The 21,433-nt window shown below is 71.3% G+C and carries 13 protein-coding genes; 5 read left to right on the plus strand and 8 right to left on the minus strand.

Translation table 11 applies throughout. The features are described from left to right. Nucleotides 1–24: 24 nt before the first annotated feature. The 6 genes from GGR24_RS10265 to GGR24_RS10290 all read right to left on the minus strand — a co-directional run bounded on the left by GGR24_RS10265 (nt 25) and on the right by GGR24_RS10290 (nt 9,935). A complete protein-coding gene (locus tag GGR24_RS10265; RefSeq protein ID WP_183395274.1) occupies nt 25–975 on the minus strand; it encodes a cupin-like domain-containing protein in 951 nt (316 codons plus the stop codon). Further along, nucleotides 972–3,626 carry a GNAT family N-acetyltransferase gene (locus GGR24_RS10270; protein WP_246398310.1) on the minus strand — a complete coding sequence of 885 codons (2,655 nt, stop codon included), beginning with the start codon at nt 3,624–3,626 and terminating at the stop codon, nt 972–974. The genes GGR24_RS10265 and GGR24_RS10270 overlap by 4 nt, the downstream gene beginning before the upstream one ends. 129 nt (nt 3,627–3,755) lie before the next feature. Further along, nucleotides 3,756–5,564, minus strand: a complete 1,809-nt coding sequence (locus GGR24_RS10275; RefSeq protein ID WP_183395276.1) for a long-chain-acyl-CoA synthetase — start codon at nt 5,562–5,564, stop codon at nt 3,756–3,758. 100 nt (nt 5,565–5,664) lie between these two features. Further along, the gene (locus GGR24_RS10280; protein WP_183395277.1) at nt 5,665–6,699 is read right to left on the minus strand and encodes a CobW family GTP-binding protein; all 1,035 of its coding nucleotides are present in this window, start codon (nt 6,697–6,699) and stop codon (nt 5,665–5,667) included. 20 nt (nt 6,700–6,719) lie between these two features. Further along, entirely contained in the window at nt 6,720–8,060 is a 1,341-nt protein-coding gene (locus tag GGR24_RS10285; RefSeq protein ID WP_183395278.1) for a D-alanyl-D-alanine carboxypeptidase family protein, read from the minus strand. A gap of 105 nt (nt 8,061–8,165) precedes the next feature. After that, on the minus strand, nt 8,166–9,935 hold the full coding sequence (locus tag GGR24_RS10290; protein ID WP_343066237.1) for a glucan ABC transporter ATP-binding protein/ permease: 1,770 nt from the start codon (nt 9,933–9,935) through the stop codon (nt 8,166–8,168). 260 nt (nt 9,936–10,195) lie between these two features. Here GGR24_RS10290 and GGR24_RS10295 point away from each other — a divergent pair, with 260 nt between their 5' ends. From GGR24_RS10295 to GGR24_RS10305, 3 genes are all read left to right on the plus strand, one after another. Next, nucleotides 10,196–13,717 (plus strand): tetratricopeptide repeat protein, encoded by a 3,522-nt coding sequence (locus tag GGR24_RS10295; RefSeq protein ID WP_183395280.1) that lies wholly within the window; start codon nt 10,196–10,198, stop codon nt 13,715–13,717. Between the two features lie 110 nt (nt 13,718–13,827). Next, on the plus strand, nt 13,828–14,310 hold the full coding sequence (locus GGR24_RS10300; RefSeq protein WP_183395281.1) for a DUF3429 domain-containing protein: 483 nt from the start codon (nt 13,828–13,830) through the stop codon (nt 14,308–14,310). Between the two features lie 88 nt (nt 14,311–14,398). After that, on the plus strand, nt 14,399–15,094 hold the full coding sequence (locus GGR24_RS10305; RefSeq protein WP_246398312.1) for a hypothetical protein: 696 nt from the start codon (nt 14,399–14,401) through the stop codon (nt 15,092–15,094). Nucleotides 15,095–15,115: 21 nt separating this feature from the next. Here the strand turns inward: GGR24_RS10305 and pdeM are convergent, their stop codons facing one another. After that, a complete protein-coding gene (gene pdeM / locus GGR24_RS10310; RefSeq protein WP_183395282.1) occupies nt 15,116–15,832 on the minus strand; it encodes a ligase-associated DNA damage response endonuclease PdeM in 717 nt (238 codons plus the stop codon). A 59-nt stretch (nt 15,833–15,891) separates the two neighbouring features. Continuing rightward, nucleotides 15,892–18,345 carry a ligase-associated DNA damage response DEXH box helicase gene (locus GGR24_RS10315; RefSeq protein ID WP_183395670.1) on the minus strand — a complete coding sequence of 818 codons (2,454 nt, stop codon included), beginning with the start codon at nt 18,343–18,345 and terminating at the stop codon, nt 15,892–15,894. A 928-nt stretch (nt 18,346–19,273) separates the two neighbouring features. On the opposite strand from GGR24_RS10315, the gene GGR24_RS10320 reads away from it, so the two are divergent. Further along, nucleotides 19,274–20,317 carry a ligase-associated DNA damage response exonuclease gene (locus tag GGR24_RS10320; RefSeq protein ID WP_183395283.1) on the plus strand — a complete coding sequence of 348 codons (1,044 nt, stop codon included), beginning with the start codon at nt 19,274–19,276 and terminating at the stop codon, nt 20,315–20,317. Between the two features lie 672 nt (nt 20,318–20,989). Next, the gene (locus tag GGR24_RS10325) at nt 20,990–21,286 is read left to right on the plus strand and encodes a GIY-YIG nuclease family protein (protein ID WP_183395284.1); all 297 of its coding nucleotides are present in this window, start codon (nt 20,990–20,992) and stop codon (nt 21,284–21,286) included. The last annotated feature ends 147 nt before the right edge of the window (nt 21,287–21,433 follow it).

Consider the following 21,433-nt stretch of genomic DNA (forward strand, 5'->3'; position numbering starts at 1 on the left):
CCCGGACGCGTGCGGCGCTTCGGCCTACGCCGCCTTCTTCTGCTCCGCCGCCTTGTGGGCAGCGTCGAAGTAGTTCGCCTTCTCGCCGAAGATCACCCGGCGCAGCAGGCGGCGCATCGACTCGTTGCGCCGCAGCGGCTCCAGCGCGGAGCGGGCCGCCGTGTAGGCTGCGACCTTGAGCCCGTCGAGCGCAGGGCGGGCGCCGGGCGCGGCCTGCGGAAAGCCCTTCTCGCGCAGCCAGGCGTTCATGAAGATCAGCTTGTTGCGCCGGACCACGTCCGCCGACCGCCAGGTGATCGCCATCGAGATCGAGTAGTCGTCGCCCGTCCGCACCCAGTGCGGCACCTGGTAGGGCACGAACACGCCTTCGCCGGGCGCCAGTTCGTAGACCGTCGCGCGGCTCTCGAACTCCGGCCGGTAGGGCAGGTTGCGGTGCTTGGTGGGCGCGCTCTCCAGCAGCTCCTCGGAGACCAGCGATCGGTCGTCATTGTCGAACAGGTGGAAGAACTTCGGCCCGCGGATCTGGACGAAGAAATTGTCTTCGTTGTCGCAATGGAACGGGGTCACCGAGTTCGCCGAGGACACGAAGATGAAGCCTTCGATCTCCCGGAAGCTCGCGCCGTCGAGACTCTTGTGGCCGAGCTGCCGGGCGATCGAGAGCAGCGCCTCCTCCATCATCGCCCGGTAGGCCGGAACGGTGTCGACGCGCTTCAGCACCATCCAGGCGCCCGCCGTCTCGATCTTGCGGACGACCTCCTCCGGCGGCATGTCGACCAGCGGCGTCTCGTCGGCCTTCTGGTTCACCTGCAGCTTGCCGGAATTGTACTCGATCCGGTCCCGGTCGAGCTCCCGGGTGAGCTCGATCAGCCGCGGCAGCTGCAGCAGCGGATGCGAGGCGAGGTCGTGCGAAATCCGGAAATGCCGGAGCGGATAGTTCGCGGCGAGCTCGGCCGCGTCGGCGCTGAGGGCGGTCATCGGGTTCTGTCCTTCAAGCGGTGATAGAGATCGCGGGCGATCGCGCGAAGTCGTCGGCGCAACGTTTCGGCCCGCGCCGAGGCCATCACCAGCGGTCCGGCTCCGGGACGGACGGCGATCAGCCAATCCCCGAGCGCGAGACGCTCCCGCCAGATGTGATCGATCATCGGATGATCCGCGATCGCGGTCGAGTCGACCAGGTCGACTCCATCGTCATCGAGCATCCGGCGGGTGAGCTCGAGGGTCAGCTGGACGCCTGGCGAGCACTTCGAGCGCTGCTCGTCATAGGCCGTCTTGTAGAACCAGGCGGTCCGGCCGCTGGTGAGCACAAGTCCCGAGGAGATCAGGTGCTCGCCGACGAAGAGCTCAAGGACGCGCGCCTCGCCCTTCTCGGCGCGGCGGGCGAAGAGCTCGCGCAGGAAGCCTGTCTGGCAGGCGTGGAGGCGCATCGCGGAGCCCTTCTGGCCCTTCCAGCCGCGCGCCTCGAGGTCAAGGAAACGCTCCAGCGCGGCGGCGACGTCGGCCGGCGCGCGCGCCTCCCGGAAGTCCACGGGACCTTCGTCGGCGAGGCGCCGGAACTGGCGGCGCAGCTCCTTCAGCTTCTTGGCCGAGAGCGAATGCGTCAGATAATCCTCGGCGTCGCGGGCGGAGCGCAGCATCGCCCGCTCGTGGCCCGAGACCCGCACGATCGGCCGTCCCAGGAGGGCGGCCGCCGCCCGCACCGCGTCGGCGGTCGGGCCCCTTTCGGGCAGGAAGCGGAACAGGAACATCGTCTGCCCGAGACCGCGCAGGCCTTCGAGGAAGCTCTCGAGGGCGAGCGTCGGCCGCTCGCGGTCGAGCAGCGGCGTTCCCAGCGCGCCGAAGAACGCCCAGTCGGTGTTGGTCAGCATCCGCACGAGGGGGAGCAGGCGGCGAGGCCTGACCGCGACCGCCAGCATCATGCGCGGCGCGCCGGGGCCTTCATCGTCCCACACGACCGCCATGCGCACCCGCCGGTTCGCCGCCATGCGCCGGGCCGCGAGCGCGAAGTCCGCCTCGCAGAACAGGTTCGGCTCCAACGCGCGCGACGCGAGGTCGTCCCAGGCGGAGCGGCGCCCCTCGAGGTCTTCGAGCGTCATGAGCTCGAACCGGAAGGGCAGGGGGGCGTCGGCGGGAGGCGGCGGCGCGGAGGCGCGGCCGGGCGAGGCCGGGACATCGGCCACGGTTGCGGCCGCAGCCGCTGCGGCGCCGTCGGCCATGGCCGGCGCCGCACGCCGCCAGGGAAGGGCGCCGAGTCCGAGCCGGCGGCGGGTGAGGCTGAAGAGCACCACGGTTTCGAGGACCTGCGTTGTGGAGGTGGCGATCGCGGCCCCGATCGCGCCCCAATAGGGAACCAGGGCCACGCAGAGGCAGAGGTTCAGCAGGAAGGCGGCGCCATAGACGGCGGCGCAGAGGTTCTGTTGCCCCAGCATGTTGAGCAGGCGCTCGAGGGGGCCGACGCTGGCGCGGGCGAGGAGCCCGACCGCTATCACGGGCAGCAGCGGGTAGCCGTCGGTGAAGCCGGGGCCGAACAGCCACAGGATCGGCCAGCCGCAGGCGAGGATGATGACGGTTCCGGCCAGCGACGGCCAGAACGTCCATCGGGCCGCGTTCCGCACCATCTTCTCGAGCCGGTCCCGCTCTCCCGCGACCGAGTATTCGGCGAAGCGATGCGCGACGGCCGCCGCCACCGAGAAGGACACGAAGGCGACCAGCGACATCACCTTCACGGCCGCATAGTAGACGCCGACCTCGTCCGCGCCCCGGAACGCGGAAAGCACCAGCACGTCGGTGTAGGCGAGGAGCAGGTAGAACCCCTCGACCATGAAGATCGGCAGCGAGATCTTGAGCCAGGTCACGGGCGCGTAGGCGCGCGGTCCCGGCGGCAGCCGACGCTTCAGCCTGCGCTCGAGCATCGTGAGCTGGGCGATGGAGGTCGCCCAGGTGGCGATGATCGTGGCCGCCATCGCGGTCGTCGCGGTGGCTGCGAAGTTCTCGTAGCTCAGCGCCCCGAGCAGCAGCAGGATCAGCAGCGGCCGCACGAAATAGGCCGGCGCGAGCGCGACGTCGATCCAGTTGAAGGAGCGGGCGATGCCGTCCTGCACGTCCGTCAGCACGTACATCGGCACGCAGAAGCATGCGAGGTAGAGCGGGACCACGGTCCAGCTCTCGAGCCGGTCGCCGAACAGCCAGATCCCCAGCACGCCGAGCCCTGCGATCACGGTCGCGGAGACCATCGACATCACGCGGGAGCCGATCAGGAAGCCTCGCAGCAGGGACTGCTGGCCGGACTCGCTGTATTCGGGGATGAAGCGCTGCGGCGCGGAGCCGAGGCCGAAACTGGTCAGCCCTCCGAGGAGCAGCACCCAGGTCCAGACATAGACGTAGACGCCGTACTCGGTCTCGCCCATCCAGCGCGCCAGCAGGATTTGCGACACGAAGGCGATGCCGGCGTTGACGACGCGGATCAGGAAGGCGCCGCCCGCGACCTTCTGGGCGATGGCGGTGTCGGAGCGGTCGGACAGCAGCCGGCGCACGCGCTCCACGAGCCGTGCAGGCCCGCTCATGCGAGCCGGCCCTCCCGCCTCGTAAGGCGTGCTCGCCTCGACGTTCATGTCTGGCTTCGTCCTCATCCGATCCTCGACGAGTAGCGGAGGCCGCTTAAGGATGGGTTCGGAAACGCCGTAAATGAAGATCGAGAAGGACTTCGGAAAATCCGCGCAGGAGCGGCAAGGTTCCGTTAACCAGAGGGCGCCGCGCAGCTAGAGCCGGACCTTGCGGGCGCCGATCTCCGCGTGAAGCTCCGGGTCGAGCGGGCGGAAGCGCCGTTCCTCCGGCTGCGCGACGTAGAGCGGGTCCGTCACGCGCGACGGATCGTAGCCCTCCGTCACCAGCTCCACCTTGCGCTGCTTCAGCGTGCCCGTGACCAGCAGTTCGCCGGTGACCCGCAGGAACACCGGGCGGGCGTAGGAGGGCAGATGCTGCTCGATATGCGCGTGCAGGCCCTGGAGATCGAGCTCCGCGCAGGCGGGGGAGATCGCCGCCATGCCGGCGCGCCCCTCATAGCCGGGCGCCGGCACGCCATAGACCGACACCTCGCGCACGCCCGGATAGGTCGAGATAACCTCGGCCACCTCCGTGGTGGCGACGTTCTCGCCGCGCCAGCGGAAGGTGTCGCCGATGCGGTCGACGAAATAGAAGTAGCCGCGCTCGTCCTGCCGCAGCAGGTCGCCGGTCCGGAACCAGCGGTCGCCGTTCTGGAACGCGTCCGCCAGGATCTTGCGCCGGGTGGCTTCCGGATCGGCGTAGCCCTCGAAGCGCGCCGAGGGCTTGGCCGGATCGTTCAGGATCAGGCCGATCGCCTCGCCCGTCTCGCCGGGCGCGCATTCCACGCAGAACCCGTCGGGCCCGCGCGCCGGCTCGCCTGTCGCGAGATCGCAGCGCACGATCTTCACCGGGAACTTGTGCTTCAGATACCAGGGGATGCGGCCGACCGCGCCCGGCGTCCCGTCGAAGTTGAACAGCGCCACATTGCCTTCGGTCGCCGCGTACCATTCGAGGATGGTCGGCACCCGGAAGCGCTGCTCGAACAGCGGCCACACATCCGGCCGCAGGCCATTGCCACAGACGAGACGCAGCTTGTGGGTCTTCTCGGCCGCGCATTCCGGCTGATGGATCAGGTAGCGGCACAGCTCGCCGATATATTGCGCGAGCGTGCATTCGGTCGCGGCCACGTCGTCCCAGAACCGCCGCGCCTGGAACTTCTCCCGGATGACCACCGAGGCTCCGGCGAGCAGCGGGCTGCCGGCCGCAATGACCCCTCCGGCCGTGTGGTACATCGGCAGGCAGTCATACATCCGGTCCTCGGCCTCGATGCCCATCGCGCCGCAGAAGCCGTGGCTGATCGACATCAGCCGGTAGTGGTTGATGTTGGCGGCCTTCGGCAGCCCGGTCGTGCCGCTGGTGTAGATGAACAGCGCGCGATCCTCGATCGTGAGCTCGGGCAGCTCCGAGGCCGGCAGCGGCTCGCCCGCGAGCGCCTCGGCGGCCTCGTCGACGCGCGGCCAGCCCGCAGAGCCGCCGCCATGCAACCAGGCGGTCGGCGCGGGCGAAGAGGTCACGAAGGGCTGAGCCGACAGATAGGCCTCCTCGCATTCGGCCCCGACCACGACGTGCTTCGGCCGCACGATCGAGACGCAGTGCGCGAGCCCCCGGCCTGACAGGTTGGTGTTCAGCAGCGCGACCGCGCCGCCGACCCGCAGCACCCCCACCCAGAAGGCGAGGTAGTCGGGCCGGTTGAGCATCATCAACGCGACCACGTCGCCCTTGCGGACGCCGTTCGCATGGGCCCAGCGCGCATAGGCGTCGGCGCGGGCGTTCAACTGCGCGTAGGTGTAGGTCTCGCGGTCCGAGATCAGGGCGAGCCGGTCGCCATGCTGCTCGGCGAGTTCGGCGACGACGTGGGGAAAGACGCGGCTTCGGTTGCGGCCGATATGCGTGGTGGCCTTGAGCGCGCGCAGGATGCCCGCGAGGAAGGTCCATTCGCGCGCCAATCGTGACCTGCCGGCCATGTCCCCTCCTGCTCGCGCCCGTCTCGCCGGAACGGCGGGCGTCGTATTTGGGTGGACTGAAGCCCGCGCGGAGGCGCTCTGTCCAGCCCGCCGTAATGTTCTAGGAGAGCAGTCCACCGCCGCGCGGGGCGAGCGGATTGTCGAGCAGCGCCGCGCGGTCCGGCCGGTCGGGCGCGACCCGTCCGGCGAAGGCGGCGTAGAGCGTCGCGAGCAGGTCGGCCGGCAGACCTTCGCCGATCGCGACGAGCCGCGTGCGGGCGTCTCCGTCCGGCCAGGAGTCGAGGAAGCGCGGCTCGGCGAACACATGCCGCACGCCCTGCACGACGAGCGGGCGCCGCGGGTCCTCGGCGATCTTCACGAGGCCCTTCAGGCGCAGCAGCTTCGGCGCATGCGCCGAGCGCAACAGGTCGACGAACATGTCGTAGCTCGCCCGCGTCAGCGGCGCTTCGCTGGCGAGCGAGACGGCCCGGATCGCGCCATGGCCCTCCGCGAGCGGCGTCAGATCCAGCGCCCGCGGCGAGGCCTCGGCGAACAGGGACGAGGCGTCCGCGTCCTGCGCCTCCAGGAGCTCGGCGGCGGGGTTCAGCCGGCGGATCAGGCCGGTCGTGCGCTCGACGTCCTCCGGACTGGCGAGGTCGAGCTTCGACAGCGCGACGCGGTCGGCCATCGCGACCTGTCGGGCCGCTTCCGGATGCGCCGCCATGGTCTCGGGGGCCGTGGTCGGGTCGACGACGGCGAGCACGGCGGCGAGCCGGTAGCGCATCGCCAGATAGGGATGCAGCGTCAGGGTCTGCAGGATGGGAACCGGATCGGCCAGGCCGCTGGTTTCGATCGCCAGCCGCCGGAACGGCGGAATGCGGCCATTGTCGCGCGCCCGCAGGAGATCCTCGAGCGTGTTGATCAGGTCTCCGCGCAGCGAGCAGCACAGGCAACCCCCGGCGAGAGCGACCACGCCGTCCGCGACATGCTCGACCAGCAGATGATCGACGCCGATCTCGCCGGCCTCGTTGATCACCACCGCGGCGTCGGCGAGCGCCGGGTCGCGCAGCAGCCGGTTGAGCAGGGTGGTCTTGCCGGCTCCGAGGAACCCGGTCAGCACCGCAAGCGGGATCGGCTCCGGGCGTCTGTCGGTCATCTGCGGAACCGCGGTCGCGATCAGAAGGCGGACTTGCCGTTGGTGGGCGCGGCGTTGCGGTAGATCGAACCCGGCACCGGCTGGGCGCCGTCGCCCGTCTTCAGGGCGGGCTTGAGATCGATCTTCTTGTCGCGCTTGAGCGCCGCCGGCGCCGTCTTCGGTTTCGGAGGCGTCTTCCTCGATGCGGTCGACTTCTGGGATGCAGCCTTGCCTTTCGGAGCCGCGAGCGAGCGCACCTTGGCGGAGCCCGGCTTCACCGTCTGCCCAGCGACGGCGGGGGTCGTTCCCGGCGTCGGCGCGAAGGCCGACGGCGCGTCCTCGTTCACGCCGCTCGGCTCGCCAGCGACCTGGGTCTGCCCCGGCACGGGCGACGCGGACACCAGGATCGGCGACACCGCGGGCTTCGTCATCAGCCGCTCGGCCCAGGGATGGCTCTCCGCCGCCTTGCGGAGCGCCGTGCGCTCCTTGGCGTAAGCCTTGCCGCACATCTGCTCCCTGAGGTCGAGCGTGAAGGCGGCGGTGACGTCCCGCATCGAACCCAGCGCGCCCCGCGCCGACGTCGCCTGGAAGCCGCGCTCGAAGGCGTCGATCGCCTTCTCGGACCGCGTCAGCGGATTGGGCGCGCCGAGGATCACGGTGACCAGCTGGCGGCCGCCGCGCGTCGCGGTGGCCACCAGATTGTAGCCGGCCGAGCAGGTGTAGCCGGTCTTCATGCCGTCGGCTTCGGGATAGCGGCCGATCAGGCCGTTGTGGTTGCGCAGGATCCGGTCGCCGATCCGCAGCGCCTCGATGTTGAACAGCGAGGCGTGCTCGGGATGCTGCCGGAGCAGCGTCACGGCCAGCACCGCGAAGTCCCGGGCGGTGCTGCGCTGAAGATCCGGTCCCGGCCTGACCGGCAGGCCGTGCGGATTGACGAAGTTCGAGTTCGTCATGCCGATCTGCTGCGCCGTCCGGTTCATCTCGGCCACGAAGGCCTCGAAGCTGCCCGACACGCCCTCCGCCAGCGTGACGGCGATGTCGTTGGCGGACTGCACCATCAGCATCTTGAGCGCGTCGTCGACGGTGACCGTCTGGCCGACCTGGAAGCCCATCTTGCTCGGCGGCTCGGCCTGCGCGCGGGCGCTGTAGACCAGCGGGGTCTGCGGCGTCAGCCGGCCGGCCTTTATGGCGTTGAGCACGACCAGCGTCGTCATCAGCTTGGTGAGGGACGCCGGGTACCAGGGTGTGGTCGCCTCATTGGCCTCGAGCACGCCGCCGGTGCGGACGTCGACCACGATCATCGGGTTGGCGGCCGCGAAGCCGGTCCAGCCGAGCATGAGAGCGAGAAGGGGCGCCGCGAGGCGGCGGATCTGCATCGTCATCGGCGGACTCAAAACATGCGTGCAGGGTCGCCCGCGCGCGACGGCTGCGGCGAGCGGCGAGCGGCGATCGGCTTTTTGGCTGGGTCATGCTTAGCCTCTGGAGCCTCAATTGCCAATCGCGGGGGCGCCGGGAGGCGCCGTCAGCTCCTGGGCGGCGACCAGTCCGGCGAAGGCCCCGCCGGAGGCGACCAGCTCGGCGAAGGAGCCGCGCTCGACGATCCGTCCATGGTCGAACACAAGCACGAGATCGGCGCTGCGCACGGTCGCCAGCCGGTGCGCGATGACCAGCGTGGCGCGCCCGCGGCGGGCCTCGTCGAGCGCGGCCTGGACGCGCGTCTCGGTGCCGGCGTCGAGCGCGCTGGTGGCCTCGTCCAGCACCAGCACCGGCGGGTCCTTGAGCAGCGCGCGGGCGATCGCGAGCCGCTGGCGCTCGCCGCCGGAGAGCGACGCGCCGCGTTCGCCCAGAAGCGTCCCGAACCCCTCGGGCAGCCGGCGGACGACGTCGAGCACCTGCGCCTTGGCGCAGGCCGCCTCGAGCTCGGCCTCGGTCGCGTCGGGCTTGCCGACGCGCAGATTGTCCGCGATCGAGCGGGCGAACAGCATCGGCTCCTGGAACACCACCCCGACGTTCCGGCGCAGCCCGTCGAGCGTCATGTCGCGGATGTCGACCCCGTCGATCGTGACGCGGCCCGCCTGCGGGTCGAAGGCGCGGTGCAGCAGGGCGAGCGTGGTGGACTTGCCCGAGCCGGTGGCGCCGACGAGCGCCACCATCTCGCCCGGCCGCGCCTCGAAGCTGACGTCGACCAGCGTCGGCCGGCCGGGCTCGTAGGAGAAGCAGACGCCCTCGAAGGCGACGTGGCCCGCGAGCCGGCCCGGATCGCGGGCGCCGGGCCGGTCGGCCACCTCCGGCCGCTCGTCCACCAGATCGAGCATCTCGCCGATGCGGGGCGCGTTCAGCAGCAGCATGTTGATCAGCGACACGGCGTCGCCGAGCCGCGCGATCACCAGGCCCGCGAGCGCCGCGAAGGTCACGATCTCGCCGACGGAGGCCAGCCCCTGGGCGTTCAGCGCCGCGCCGGCGAGCACGACGCCGAGCACGGTCATCGTGCCGGCCGCCGGCGTCGCGGCCGCCGCGTAGGCCCACCAGGACAGCACCGGCATCTGCACGTCGAGCAGCCGGCGCATCACGCCGTTCAGCCCCGCCATCTCGGCGTTCACCCGCGCGAAGCTCTGCACCACCGCGACCGAGCCGATCGCGTCCGCGGCGCGCTGCGCGAGGTCGGAGTGGTAGCTCTCGACGTTCTCCTGCCGGTTCTGCGTCAGCCGCAGCAGCAGCGTGATCGCGATCCCGAACACCACCGCGAGCGCGATCAGGATTGAGCCGAGCCACGGGTTCAGCGCGAGGCTCGCCGGCAGCAGCGCGATCAGTCCGACCAGGGTGGCGCAGCCGGAGCGGAAGAAGGACAGCCAGACGTCCGCGAGCGCGTTCGCGCCGGTGATGAGCGCCTTCACGATCCGCCCCGAATGGGTGCGGCGGTGAAAGCTGAGCGGCAGCGACAGCGCGTGGCCGAACACTTCCGTCATCACGGCGAGCCGCCGGCGGTGCGAGAGGCGGTCGGCGTGCAGCCCCACCAGCACGCGCCCGCCGATGGCGGCGAGCGCGAGCGCCGCCCACAGCGCGGCCGTCGTCCCGATCCCGTCGCCGCCCTTGGTCAGCTGGTCGATGATCCGCCCGAACAGCACCGGCTCGGCGAACGCCGCGACCGCAAGCGCGACATTGCCGACGGCAAGCCAGCCGGCGAGCCTCCGCTCGTCGCCGAGCAGGCCCCAGGTGCGCCGGTAGATCGCCAGGACGCTGCGCGTCCGCGCGGGCACGGATGAAGTCGGCGCCGGCATCGGGAGGCTCGCGGGGGTTCGGAGGAACCGCTTGTTTGCCCCACTGCGCGGCTTCGCGCCAGAGCCCGTCAGGGAGCCTCTGGGGCCGCCCGGCGGCCGCGGGGACGTCGTCGATCGGCGGCATGGTTAACGGCTTGTTTACTATGGCGGTCAAAAGTGGCCGCAGGCGGTTCGGCGCGCCGCGTCGTCAACAGTTTCGCAAGGCTTCCGCGACCGCGGGGGCTCTCGGGGTGGGTCATATGAGCGTGAGCGATCCGAGGGGCCGCCGGTCCGAGCGCATGGCGCCGGAGCAGGAAGCGCGGCCGCTCATCGAGCTCTCCGAGCGTCTCGCCCATGCGCGGCGGTCCGGCGATCCGGCGCCCGAGGAGCTCGAAAGGCTGGTCGGCATGCTCGCGCAGCGTGTCCCGGAGGCCGACGACCGTCTGACCAAGGCGCTGGAGGGCCTCGCCCGCTGGGCCGAGACCGCCAAGCGCGTCGAGGCGGCCGAGCCCGCGCCGTCCGCTGCGGCCCTCGCGCCGTCCGCTGCGGCCCCTGCGCCGCTCGCGGCGGCCCCTGAGCCCCAGCCGGAGCCCCGCGTCGCGCCCGAGGTCGAGGCGCGTCTGACCGACTTCGCCCGCACGCTGACCGAGGCGCCCCGCGCCGCTCCGGCGCCCGCCGCGCCGCCGCGCCGCGACGCGCCCCCGATCGCCTCCCTGAGGGCCGCGCTGGCCGAGATCGCCGCGCGGCAGAAGACGCTCGACGACGAGGCCGACGCCTCGCCGGCCCTGCGGCCGGCGCCCGCGCCCAAGGCCGCCGCCCGACCCGCCATCGATCCCGACGTCATCGCCGGGATGCGCTCGGAGATCGAGCGGCTCAGCCGCACGGTCGAGGAGCTGCCGCGGCGCTCGGATCTCGACGAGCTCACCAGCGAGATGGCGACGCTGTCGCGGCTGCTCGGCGCCGCCATGCCTTCGGGCCTGGACTCCGGCGCGCTGAAGGCGATCGACGCCCTGGTCACCCAGGTCGAGGAGATGCGCGGCCACGCGGCCAGCCCCCAGGTCATTTCGGAGCTCGCCGAAGAGCTGAAGGCCATCTCGGCCCGGCTCGACGTGATCGGCCCGCGCAGCGCCGACGCTGTCGAGGCGCTCGCGCAGCGCATCGAGGAGGTGCGCGGCGAACTCGATCATTTCCCCCGCGCCTCCGCGGTCGGCGAGCTTTCGGCCGAGATCCAGTCGATCGTCGCCCGGCTCGACCGGCACGAGAGCGCCGCGATCCCGGCGCGCGAGGCGGTCGAGGGACTGACCGGCCAGGTCGAGGCGCTCGACGGCAAGATCGACGCGATCGCCGAGGCGTCCCGCGCCCGCGCCGAGGAACTCGATCGCATGAACGAGGCCTTCCGGGCCGAGCTCGATGCGCGCCCCCGGGCGGACGCGATGAGCGATCTCGGCCGCCAGATCGAGGCGCTGACCGAGGGCCTCAAGGCGCGGCCGCCGGTCGCCCCGAGCGCCGCAGCCTTCAAGGACATCACGGGCAAGCTCGAGGTCATCGACGACAAGATCGAGAAGATCGCCGCGGTCGCCCGGCCCGAGGCGATCGACGGGCTCGGCCGCAAGATCGACACGCTCGCCACCAGCCTCTCGGCGCGCTCCGTCGCGCCGGCGCCGGAGGCCGTCGGAGAACTCGTCAGCAGCGTCGACGGCCTGAGCGAGCGGATCGACGACATGGCCGCGGCGACGCGCGCCCGTGGCGCCTCGTTCGACCGCGTCGAGGAAGCGGTGCGCTCGATCGCCGAACAGCTGCTCGTCGCCCGTCCCGGCGAGGTTCAGTCCTCGGCGGCGCTGGAGGAGCAGATCGGCCGCATCGTCAGCGGCCTGGAGCGCAATGACGGCCGGCTGGACGATCTCAACGCCGCAATGAGCGGCGTCGCCGCCCGCATCGAGCAGAGCTGCGTCAGTCTTGGCGCCGAGGCCGCGCGCGCGGCCGCCGACGCCACCCGCTCCGCGCTCTCGGGCGGCGGGGCGAGCGGCGAGATCGCGCAGGCGCTCGCCGAACTGAGGGCTGCGGCCTCGCAGGCCGAGCGCCGCACCGCCGACACGCTCGACGCAGTCCGCCTGACGCTGGAGCGGCTGCTCGAGCGCATGGAGGACGGCCCGCGCGCGCCGGCCCCCGCCGCCGTGTCCGAATGGACGCCTCCGCCGGCGCCCGAACAGGAGCGCCCGCGCGCGCCCGTCGAAGCGCCGAGCGCCAAGGCCACGGAGGCCGCGCGCGCCGCGGCGCGCCGCGCGATGGCCGAGCTCGAGGCGGAGGCGCCCGAAAAGCCGCTCCCGCCCGTCCGTCCGGAGCCCGAGACCACGCCGTTCCGGCCGATCGAGCTCGACCTCGATCTCTCCCCCGACCATCCGCTGGAACCCGGCAGCGCGCCGCATGGCCGCGGCGAATTCGTCGGCCAGTCCTCCGCGGCCCAGACCGCGGCGTCCTTCATCGCGGCCGCGCGCCGCGCCGCGGTTCAGTCGGCGGCCGAAGACGAGGCGGCGGCGACCGCCGAGACCGAGCCGACGCCCGCCTCGCGGCTGTCCGGCGTCATCGCCGCTCTCAAGGCCCGCAAGCGGCCGGTCCTGACCGGCGTCGGCGCCGCGCTGATCGTTCTGGCCGCGCTTTACGTTGCGAGCGGGATGACCGGCGGCGATCCCGAGACGGCGCCGGAGACGGGGCCTGCCGCGCAGTCTGAACAGTCTGAACAGTCTGGGCAGTCTGAGCCGTCGAGCTCCGCGCAGGCCGAGGACGATGCGCCTGCGGCGGCGGAGCCCGCGCCCGAGCCTGAGCCCGAGCCCGGTTCCGAGCCTCAGGCCGAGCCTCGGACCGAGGCCGAGGACGCGCCTGCTCCTGCGCCGGCCGAGAAGCGCTCGGAGATCGCCCCGCCGGCGACCGGCGCCACGGCGGCGCCCGCGCCGGACGCTGACCTGGACGCGCCGGCCAAGATCGCGGCGCCGCGCGCCCCTGCCGCCGACCTGACCCAGTACGCCTTCGGGAGCGCCGCCCCGGCGACCGCGCCGAAGGGCCCGGACGCCTGGAAGGCCGCCGATCCGGTGACCACCGGTTCGATCTCCCGCGGCAAGGAGGATCTTCCGCCCGCGCTCGGCAAGTCGCTGCTGGGCAGCAAGGCGCTGGCGGGCGACCCCGCGGCGCAGTTCGAACTGGCCGCCCGCCTGCTCGAGGGCCGCGGCGCGGCGCCGGATCCGACGGCCGCCGCCCGGTGGCTCGAGAAGGCCGCCGGTCAGGGCCTCGCCCCTGCGCAGCACCGGCTGGGAAGCCTCTACGAGAAGGGCACGGGCGTCACGCGCGACATCCAGACGGCGCGCCGCTGGTACGAGCAGGCCGCCGCCTCCGGCAATGTCCGGGCGATGCACAATCTCGGCGTGATCCATGCCGAGGGCGGGCTGGGCAAGCCCGACTACAACGCCGCCGTGGTGTGGTTCCGCATGGCCGCGGAGCGCGGCCTCGTGGACAGCGAGTACAATCTCGCGGTGCTGCGGGCGCGCGGCCTCGGCGGCAAGCGCGACCTCGCGGAGGCCTACAAATGGTTCGCGCTGGCCGCCGCCCAGGGCGACGAGGACGCCGCCCGCAAGCGCGACGAGGTGGGCAAGGCGCTCGGCGCCGCGCTCCCTGCCGCGAAGGCGGCGGTCGACGCGTTCCGGGCGCGGCCCGTCGACGCGGCCGCCAACACGATCGCCGAGCCCCCGGGGGGCTGGGACCAGCCGGCGGCCAAGACCGCCAGGCGCTGACGCCGGGCGCGCGACTGTCTCCGAAAGGCGACGCTCGCGCGGCCGCTGCGGGCCAGGCGCCTGTTCGCCCTCGCGCCGGCTGCTATTCTCGGGGCGATTGAGGGCTCCGAATGACGCTCATCGCATCAGAGCCGGTCGGGGAGGATCGCGAGATCCCCGAGATTCCGCTGGCGCTCGGCCTGGCGGGGCTCGTGCCGTTCATCGCGCTGTCGCTGGTCATCGCGCTCCGTCCTGCGTCGGCCGAAGGCGTCGACGTGCCGGCCGCGCTCACGGCCTATGGCGCGGTGATCCTCTCTTTCCTCGGCGGCGTCCATTGGGGCCTCGCCCTGAGGCATCCGTCCCGCGAGACGCGGAACCTGCTCTACGCCCTGGCGATCGCGCCGCCGCTCTGGAGCTGGCTCGGCCTGATGGCCGGCGGGGCCACGGGCCTCGGGCTCATGGCCTTGGGTCTGGCGGCCCATGGCGCTGTGGACGCGGCGCGCTCCACCCGCTTCGCGGCGCCCCGCTGGTATCCCCGGCTGCGCATCCTGCTGGCGACGCTCGCCACGATCTCGACCACGGCCGCAGCGGTGGTGGTGGCCCATGCCGGATGAGCCCAGATTGGAAAACGTCGCCGGGAGTGCTAGCTGTGCCCTCCGAGCGGGCTCGGTAACGTCTTCGGGGGCGGCAGGTTTCGTGAAAATGAGCGTGGTGCTGCAGGCGGTCGGTGGCGCGGCCGTGGCGATGGTGTTGTGCATGGCGGCGGGTTCCGCCCAGGCCGCGGACCTGGCGTCGGAGGCGCCTGCGGTCGCGGCGCAGGCTCCGGCCGCGGAGAGCGCGCTGCAATTCCACTCGCCTTTCGGCCCCTGCGAGATGAACTGCTCGGCCACGATCTATGTCGGCCGCTACATCAGCACGCCGATGTCGGACATCTTCGCCAAGTTCAAGACCGCGCCCTGGAACTGGAAGACCAAGGACTCGACGCTGGTCAGCGGCTCGTTCTCGCGCGAGGTGCTGACCTATCGGGACCTCTGGGCGTTCGAGACCGAGATCGGCGTCGGCAAGCGCTTCGGCGCGCTGGAGGCGGCGGAAGCCTGGGGCGCGCTGTACTGGCGCTGGAAGGCGTTCCCCTGGAACGACTACGTCCGCACCACGGTGGCGGTCTCGACCGGCCTCAACTGGGCCTCGAAGATCGACGGCATCGAGCGCGACAAGGCGAGCCATACCTCGCACGTGCTGCACTATCTCTCGCCCGAGATCACCTTCGGCCTGCCGGACAATCCGAACTGGGACCTGGTGTTCCGCTTCCACCACCGCTCGGGCGGCAAGCTCGCCGTGTTCAACCACAACAGCGGCGGCGCGCAGTACCAGACGGTGGGCCTGCGCTACACGTGGTGAGCCGCGCCGGGCGCGGCCGCCTCAGTCGGGCCTGAGCCCGATCGACGGGATGGCGTAGACCGCCGTCTCCCCCAGCACCCACGCCGTCATCTCGCCCGCGCCGAACAGGTCGCCGAAGGCGGCGTCGCGCACGTTCAGGCCGCCCGCATAGGCCCCGAAGGCCGGCAGCACGACCCGCGCGCCGTCCGTCGCGAAGCAGCGCCGGCGGCCGAGGCTGCGGCCGCGCGCCGCCACCCTGGCGACCGGATGCAGGTGACCGGCGAGCTCGCCCGCGGCCGCGCCGGCGCGCGGCTCGTGGCGCAGCGTCAGGCCGCCGAGCCGCATCTCCGCCATCGCCTCGCCGCCGCAGCCCGCCGGCGCCTCCGGATCGTGATTGCCGGCGATCCAGATCCAGTCCCGCCGGGTCTGCAGCGCGGCGAGCGCCTCGCGGTCCCGGCCCGACAGCCGCGACGCGCCCCAGCGATCATGAAAGCTGTCGCCGAGCGCGATCACGGCGCGCGGCCGGTAGGTCTCGATCAGCAGCGCCAGACGGCCGAGCGTGGTCGCGGTGTCGTAGGGCGGCAGGAACTGGCCGCGGCGCGCGAAGGACGAGCCCTTCTCGAGATGCAGGTCCGCGACGATCAGCGCGCCCGAGTCCGGCTCGTAGAGCGCGCCCGAGACGTCCGCCACGAGCGTCGCTCCCGCGATGGAGAGCGTCGGCTCGATTTCGTCGCGGCGGAGGAGGGCGGAGAGAATCATCGCGCGGAACGTAGCAGGAACTGTTCGGCGCGGTCCATCGTGGGATACCGCCGACGGCCTCACCGCGGCCCCATCGCCTCCGCGACCAGGGTCTCGGCCGCCTCGCGCAGCAGCGCGTCCTGCGCCTCGCCATAGACCTGCTCGCGGCCGACATCGAGCAGGATCGGCACGGCGAGCGGCGAGATCCGCTCGAGCGCGCGGTGCGCGATGCGCCGCCGCGCGCGCGCCAAAAACTCCGCCACGCGTTCGAGGTCGATCAGCCCGCGCGCGGCGTCGGCCCGGGCGGCGCGCAGCAGCAGGTGGTCGGGCTCGTGCCGGCGCAGCACGTCGTAGACGAGGTCGGTCGACATGGTGACCTGCCGGCTGGTCTTCTCCTTGCCGGGGAAGCGCCGCTCGATCAGTCCGGCGATGATCGCGCAGTTGCGGAAGGTGCGCTTCATCAGCGCGCTCTCGGCCATCCAGGCCTCGAGGTCGTCGCCGAGCATGTCCTGGTCGAACAGCGCGTCGAGCGACAGCGCGCCCGCGTCGATCATCGCGCTGAGATCGCCCATCCCCCAGATCGCCAGCGCATAGTCGGTCGCCACGAAGCCCAGCGGCTTCGCGCGGGCGCGCTCCAGCCGGCGCGTGAGCAGCATGCCGAGCGTCTGATGCGCCAGCCGGCCCTCGAACGGGTAGGCGATGAGAAAATGCCGGCCGCCCCGCGGGAAGGTCTCGACCAGCAGCTGGTCGGGCTGCGGGATCAGCGAGCGCTCCTGCTGGAAGCCGAGCCATTCGCGCACCTGCGTCGGCAGCGCGCCCCACCGCGCCGGGTCCGCGAGCGCCGACCGCACATGGGCCGCGATGCCGGTGGTGAGCGGCATCTTGCCGCCGGCGTAGACCGCGACCTTGGGCGTCTCCGAGACGGCGCGGGTGACGAACACCTCGTTCTCGACCAGCGCCACGTAGCGCAGCACCTCGCCGCCGAACATGAAGGTGTCGCCCGGCGTCAGCGTCTCGACGAAATACTCCTCGACCTGCCCGATGACGCGCCCGCCCGCCATGCGGCCGACGGGGCCCTTCGACCGGGCGAAGCGCACCTTGAGCATGGTGGCCTCGACGATGGTGCCGACATTGAGCCGCCAGCTCTGCGCCACCATCGGGTTGGAGACGCGCCACAGCCCGTCCCTGGTGCGCCGGATCTTGGCGAACCGCTCGTAGCCCCGCAGCGCGTAGCCGCCGGTCGCCACGAATTGCACCACCTCGGCGAAGGTCTTGCGGTCGAGATCGGCGTAAGGGGCGGCGGACGTCACCTCGCTGTAGAGCGCGTCCTCGTCGAACGGCCCTCCGCAGGCGACCCCGAGCACGTGCTGCGCCAGCACGTCGAGCGAGCCGGGCTTGGCGGCCTCGGCGTCCTGCTCGCCGGCGAGCGCGGCCTCGCGCGCCGCCTCGCACTCGATCACCTCGAAGCGGTTCGCCGGCACCAGCAGCGCCTTCGAGGGTTCGTCGAGCCGGTGGTTGGCGCGGCCGGTCCGCTGCAGCAGACGGGAGGAGCCTTTCGGCGAGCCGACCTGCACCACGAGGTCGACGTCGCCCCAGTCGATGCCGAGGTCGAGCGTCGAGGTGCAGACGACCGCGCGCAGCCGGCCTTCGCCCATCGCGGCCTCGACCCGTCGGCGCTGGCCGACGTCGAGCGAGCCGTGATGCAGCGCGATCGGCAGATTGTCGTCGTTGATCCGCCAGAGCTCCTGGAAGGCGAGTTCGGCGAAGGCGCGGGTGTTGCAGAAGACGAGCGTGGTGCGGTGCTTCCGGATCGCCTCGTACACCGCCGGCATGGCGTGCGCCGCGGAGTGCCCGGCCCAGGGCAGCCGCTCGTCGGTCTCGTGGACCTCGATGATCGGCGCGGCGCCTCCTCTGACCTCGACCAGATCGGCGAGATCCTGCCCGCGGCGCGGGTCGACGAGCCAGCGGCGGAGCTCATCCGGATCGCGCACCGTGGCGGACAGTCCGACCATCGTGGCCGAAGGCGCCAGCGCCCGCACGCGGGCGAGCGCCAGCGCGAGCTGGTCGCCGCGCTTGGTGGGCGCGAGCGCATGCAGTTCGTCGACCACGATCCGCCGCACCGTCTCGAACAGTTTTGCGGCGCCCGGATCGCCGATCAGCAGCGCGACCTGCTCGGGCGTCGTCAGCAGAATGTCGGGCGGCTGGCGCTTCTGGCGCTGGCGGCGGGAGGCCGGCGTGTCGCCGGTGCGGCCCTCGATCCGGACGCCGAGCCCCATCTCGGTCACCGGCCGCTCGAGATTGCGCGCGACGTCGACCGCCAGCGCCTTGAGGGGCGAGACGTAGAGCGTGTGGACGCCCTCGCTCTCGCCGCGCGGCGCGGCCGCGAGCTCGACCAGCGTCGCCAGGAAGCCCGCGAGCGTCTTGCCCGCGCCGGTCGGCGCGATCAGCAGGGAATCCCGCCCGGCGCGGGCGTGCGCCAGCAGCTCGAGCTGGTGCGGGCGCGGGGTCCACCCGCGGCCCGCGAACCAGCGCATGAAGCGCTCGGGCAGCACGGCGGCGTTCTCTGGGCGGGGGAGGGCGGTCACAGCGAGAAAGATAAGCGCGCAGGAGAGGGAAGGGAGGGGCGAGGTCTTGATCCCTCCTCAAGCGCAGCTTGGGGAGGGTGGCCCGGCGCGCAGCGACGGGTGGGGTGGGGCTCTTGGTCGGCCGAGAAGCTCTGTCCTGGAGCCACCCCACCCGGCCGGCTCCGCCGTCCACCCTCCCCTCTGCGAGGGAGGGACAGGCGCGCCCCGCTGCCGGAGTGAGTGGCGGCGGTGCCCCTCCGGGAAATCCTCCCGCGCAACCGCTTATCCGGCCGCTGCCACGGCCACGTTCCCCCAAAGGGCAGGAAAAGGGTGCTCAGGCACCAAAAAGCATAACTGTTCGTCCCGGCGGGCAGCGGCGGAGTTGAGCGAGAGGCGATCGAGTGAAGGCAGATCGAAAAAGCCAATGGGTGATGGATTCAGCAATGGATGGGTCTAAGCTCCATTTGGTGGAGCTTCCTTACGCGGGCAGACATGACGCCTAAGATCTTTTTCAGGCTGGTTCATTCCACAGTGCCTGAGCTCATGAAAGTCGTGGAATGGATGACGCTTTCAGCTGCATTCCTAGTCGCGGGGGTGAAGACCGGGAGCGGTCTAGCAGTATGGTTTGGGGTTTCATTGGTAGTGTCGATAGTTTTGTATATTATAACAAGCAGTGTATTATTCAATATGACCAATTTTACATGGAGTTACATTAGAGATAAGCCGCTGCAAGCCGCGCTCCGTACGACGTTAGCCGTCGGTCTGACTTTAGTTCTACAGTACCTCATTTTTCGGCTGATCTTGGCGCTTGTCGCTGCCATTTGATTTTGCGTTGCAGGAATATTTGCTCGCCGTCACGGGTATGGTGTTCCGGATAGCGGAGCCTATGTCGTAGACGATGCGCCCCGAAGACCTGCTCTGTCCGAGCCCCAAGGGGCTCTATTGTCCGCCCGCCGATCTGCACATCGATCCGCTCCGCCCGGTGGAGCGGGCGCTGGTCACCCATGGCCATGCGGATCACGCCCGGCCCGGCAACGCCGCCGTGATGGCGACCCCGGAGACGCTCGCCATCATGGCGGCGCGCTATGGCGAGGCGTTCTGCTCGACGCGCCGGCCCGCCGCCTATGGCGAGGTCCACGACGTCGGCGGCGGCGTGAAGGCGAGCTTCCACCCGGCCGGCCACGTGCTCGGCGCGGCCCAGATCCTGCTCGAGTGGAAGGGTTTTCGGGCGGTCGTCTCGGGCGACTACAAGCGCGCCCATGATCCCACCGCGGCCCCGTTCGAGGTCGTGCCGTGCGATCTCTTCATCACCGAGGCGACCTTCGGCCTGCCGGTGTTCCGGCACCCGGACGCGGCCGGCGAGATCGCCAAGCTGCTGGACAGCGTCGAGCTGTTTCCGGATCGCGCGCACCTCGTCGGCGCCTACTCGCTCGGCAAGGCGCAGCGGCTGATGAAGCTGCTGCGGCAGGCGGGCTGGGACCGGCCGATCCACCTGCACGGCGCGATGGAGCGCGTCACCGAGACCTACCGGGCGCTCGGCGTCGACCTCGGCGAGACGATCCGGGTGATGGCCGCCGACCGCAAGGCGCTCGCGGGCGCGATCGTGCTGTGCCCGCCCTCCGCGCTGCGCGAGCTCTGGGCCCGCAAGTTCCCCGATCCGGTGACGGTCGCGGCGTCAGGCTGGATGCGGGTGCGCGCCCGCGCCCGCCAGAAGGGCGTGGAGCTGCCGCTGGTGGTCTCCGACCACGCGGACTGGGACGAGCTGCGCCAGACCATCCTCGACACCGGCGCCGAGGAGATCTGGGTGACGCATGGCGAGGAGGACGCGCTGGTGCACTGGTGCGGCTCCGCCGCCCTGAAGGCCCGCCCGCTGCGCCTCGTCGGCTATGGCGACGAGGGCGAAGCCGAAGAGACGCCCGCCGAGGAGGCGTCCGGCGAATGACCTCCACCCTCGTCATGGTGCGGCCTGACCGGACCATCCATGCCAAGCGTGGAGCTCGACGCCTGGGGTGGGTCCTCCGGTCGAGCCGGAGGACGACGAGGTTTTTCCTGGGCCGGCCGCGGCTGGTCGGAGGGGCCGCATGAACCGCTCCGCCGCCATGCCGAATGTTTCGAGCGCGCAGCCCCTCGTCATGGTCCGGCCTGACCGGACCATCCATGCCGAGCGTGGAGCTCGACGTCCTCGATGGGTCATCCGGTCGAGCCGGAGGACGACGAGGTCTGTTCTCGGCCGGCCGCGGCTGGTCGGAGGTCCCGCATGAACCGCTCCGCCGTGTTGCCGCAGGATTCTAGCCAGCCGCCCCTCGTCATGGTCCGGCTTGAGCGGACCATCCATGTGAAGCGTGAAGCTCGACGCCTGGGGTGGGTCCTCCGGTCGAGCCGGAGGACGACGAGGTCTGTTCTGGGCCGATCGAGGCTCCTCGGAGCGTTCGCATGAACCGCTTCGCCTTCCTGCCGACTGTTTGGAGCCCGCAGCCCCTCGTCATGGTCCGGCTTGACCGGACCATCCATGCCGAGCGTGGAGCTCGACGTCCGCGATGGGTCCTCCGGTCGAGCCGGAGGACGACGAGGTTTGTTCTGGACCGGCTGGGACTCTTCGACGACCATCGGATCGATGGCGAAGGTCTTCTACGTCTACATGCTTGCCAGCAGGCCCTTCGGCACCCTGTATATCGGGATGACGAACGACCTTGTGCGGCGGGTCTGGGAACACAGAGAGGGCGCGGTCCCGGGTTTCACGGCGACCTACGGCGTTCATCGCCTCGTCTGGTTCGAGCAGCACGCGACGGCGGAAAGCGCAATTCGCCGCGAGAAGCGCCTCAAGACCTGGCTGCGGGTCTGGAAGATCGAGCTGATCGAGAAGACAAACCCGCATTGGGAAGATCTCTGGGAGAGCGTCGCGCGCCCCTAGCCCCGGGACGACTTAGCGGACCAACCCTCGTCATGGTGCGGCCTGACCGGACCATCCATGCCGAGCGTGAAGCTCGACGCCCGGGGTGGGTCCTCCGGTCGGGCCGGAGGACGACGAGGTCTGTTCTGGGCCGGTCGAGGCTTCCCG

It is taken from the genome of Hansschlegelia beijingensis, assembly GCF_014196425.1.
In the GTDB taxonomy this organism is placed as follows: Bacteria; Pseudomonadota; Alphaproteobacteria; order Rhizobiales; family Methylopilaceae; genus Methylopila; species Methylopila beijingensis.

Excerpts from the sequence above, each read along its gene's own strand:
- GGR24_RS10280 (WP_183395277.1), bottom strand. The coding sequence starts at position 6,699 with ATGACCGACAGACGCCCGGAGCCGATCCCGCTTGCGGTGCTGACCGGG.
- GGR24_RS10270 (WP_246398310.1), bottom strand. The coding sequence starts at position 3,626 with ATGAGGACGAAGCCAGACATGAACGTCGAGGCGAGCACGCCTTACGAG.
- GGR24_RS10325 (WP_183395284.1), top strand. The coding sequence starts at position 20,990 with ATGGCGAAGGTCTTCTACGTCTACATGCTTGCCAGCAGGCCCTTCGGC.
- GGR24_RS10295 (WP_183395280.1), top strand. The coding sequence starts at position 10,196 with ATGAGCGTGAGCGATCCGAGGGGCCGCCGGTCCGAGCGCATGGCGCCG.
- GGR24_RS10300 (WP_183395281.1), top strand. The coding sequence starts at position 13,828 with ATGACGCTCATCGCATCAGAGCCGGTCGGGGAGGATCGCGAGATCCCC.
- GGR24_RS10320 (WP_183395283.1), top strand. The coding sequence starts at position 19,274 with ATGCGCCCCGAAGACCTGCTCTGTCCGAGCCCCAAGGGGCTCTATTGT.
- pdeM (WP_183395282.1), bottom strand. The coding sequence starts at position 15,832 with ATGATTCTCTCCGCCCTCCTCCGCCGCGACGAAATCGAGCCGACGCTC.
- GGR24_RS10265 (WP_183395274.1), bottom strand. The coding sequence starts at position 975 with ATGACCGCCCTCAGCGCCGACGCGGCCGAGCTCGCCGCGAACTATCCG.
- GGR24_RS10305 (WP_246398312.1), top strand. The coding sequence starts at position 14,399 with ATGAGCGTGGTGCTGCAGGCGGTCGGTGGCGCGGCCGTGGCGATGGTG.
- GGR24_RS10285 (WP_183395278.1), bottom strand. The coding sequence starts at position 8,060 with ATGACGATGCAGATCCGCCGCCTCGCGGCGCCCCTTCTCGCTCTCATG.
- GGR24_RS10275 (WP_183395276.1), bottom strand. The coding sequence starts at position 5,564 with ATGGCCGGCAGGTCACGATTGGCGCGCGAATGGACCTTCCTCGCGGGC.
- GGR24_RS10315 (WP_183395670.1), bottom strand. The coding sequence starts at position 18,345 with ATGCGCTGGTTCGCGGGCCGCGGGTGGACCCCGCGCCCGCACCAGCTC.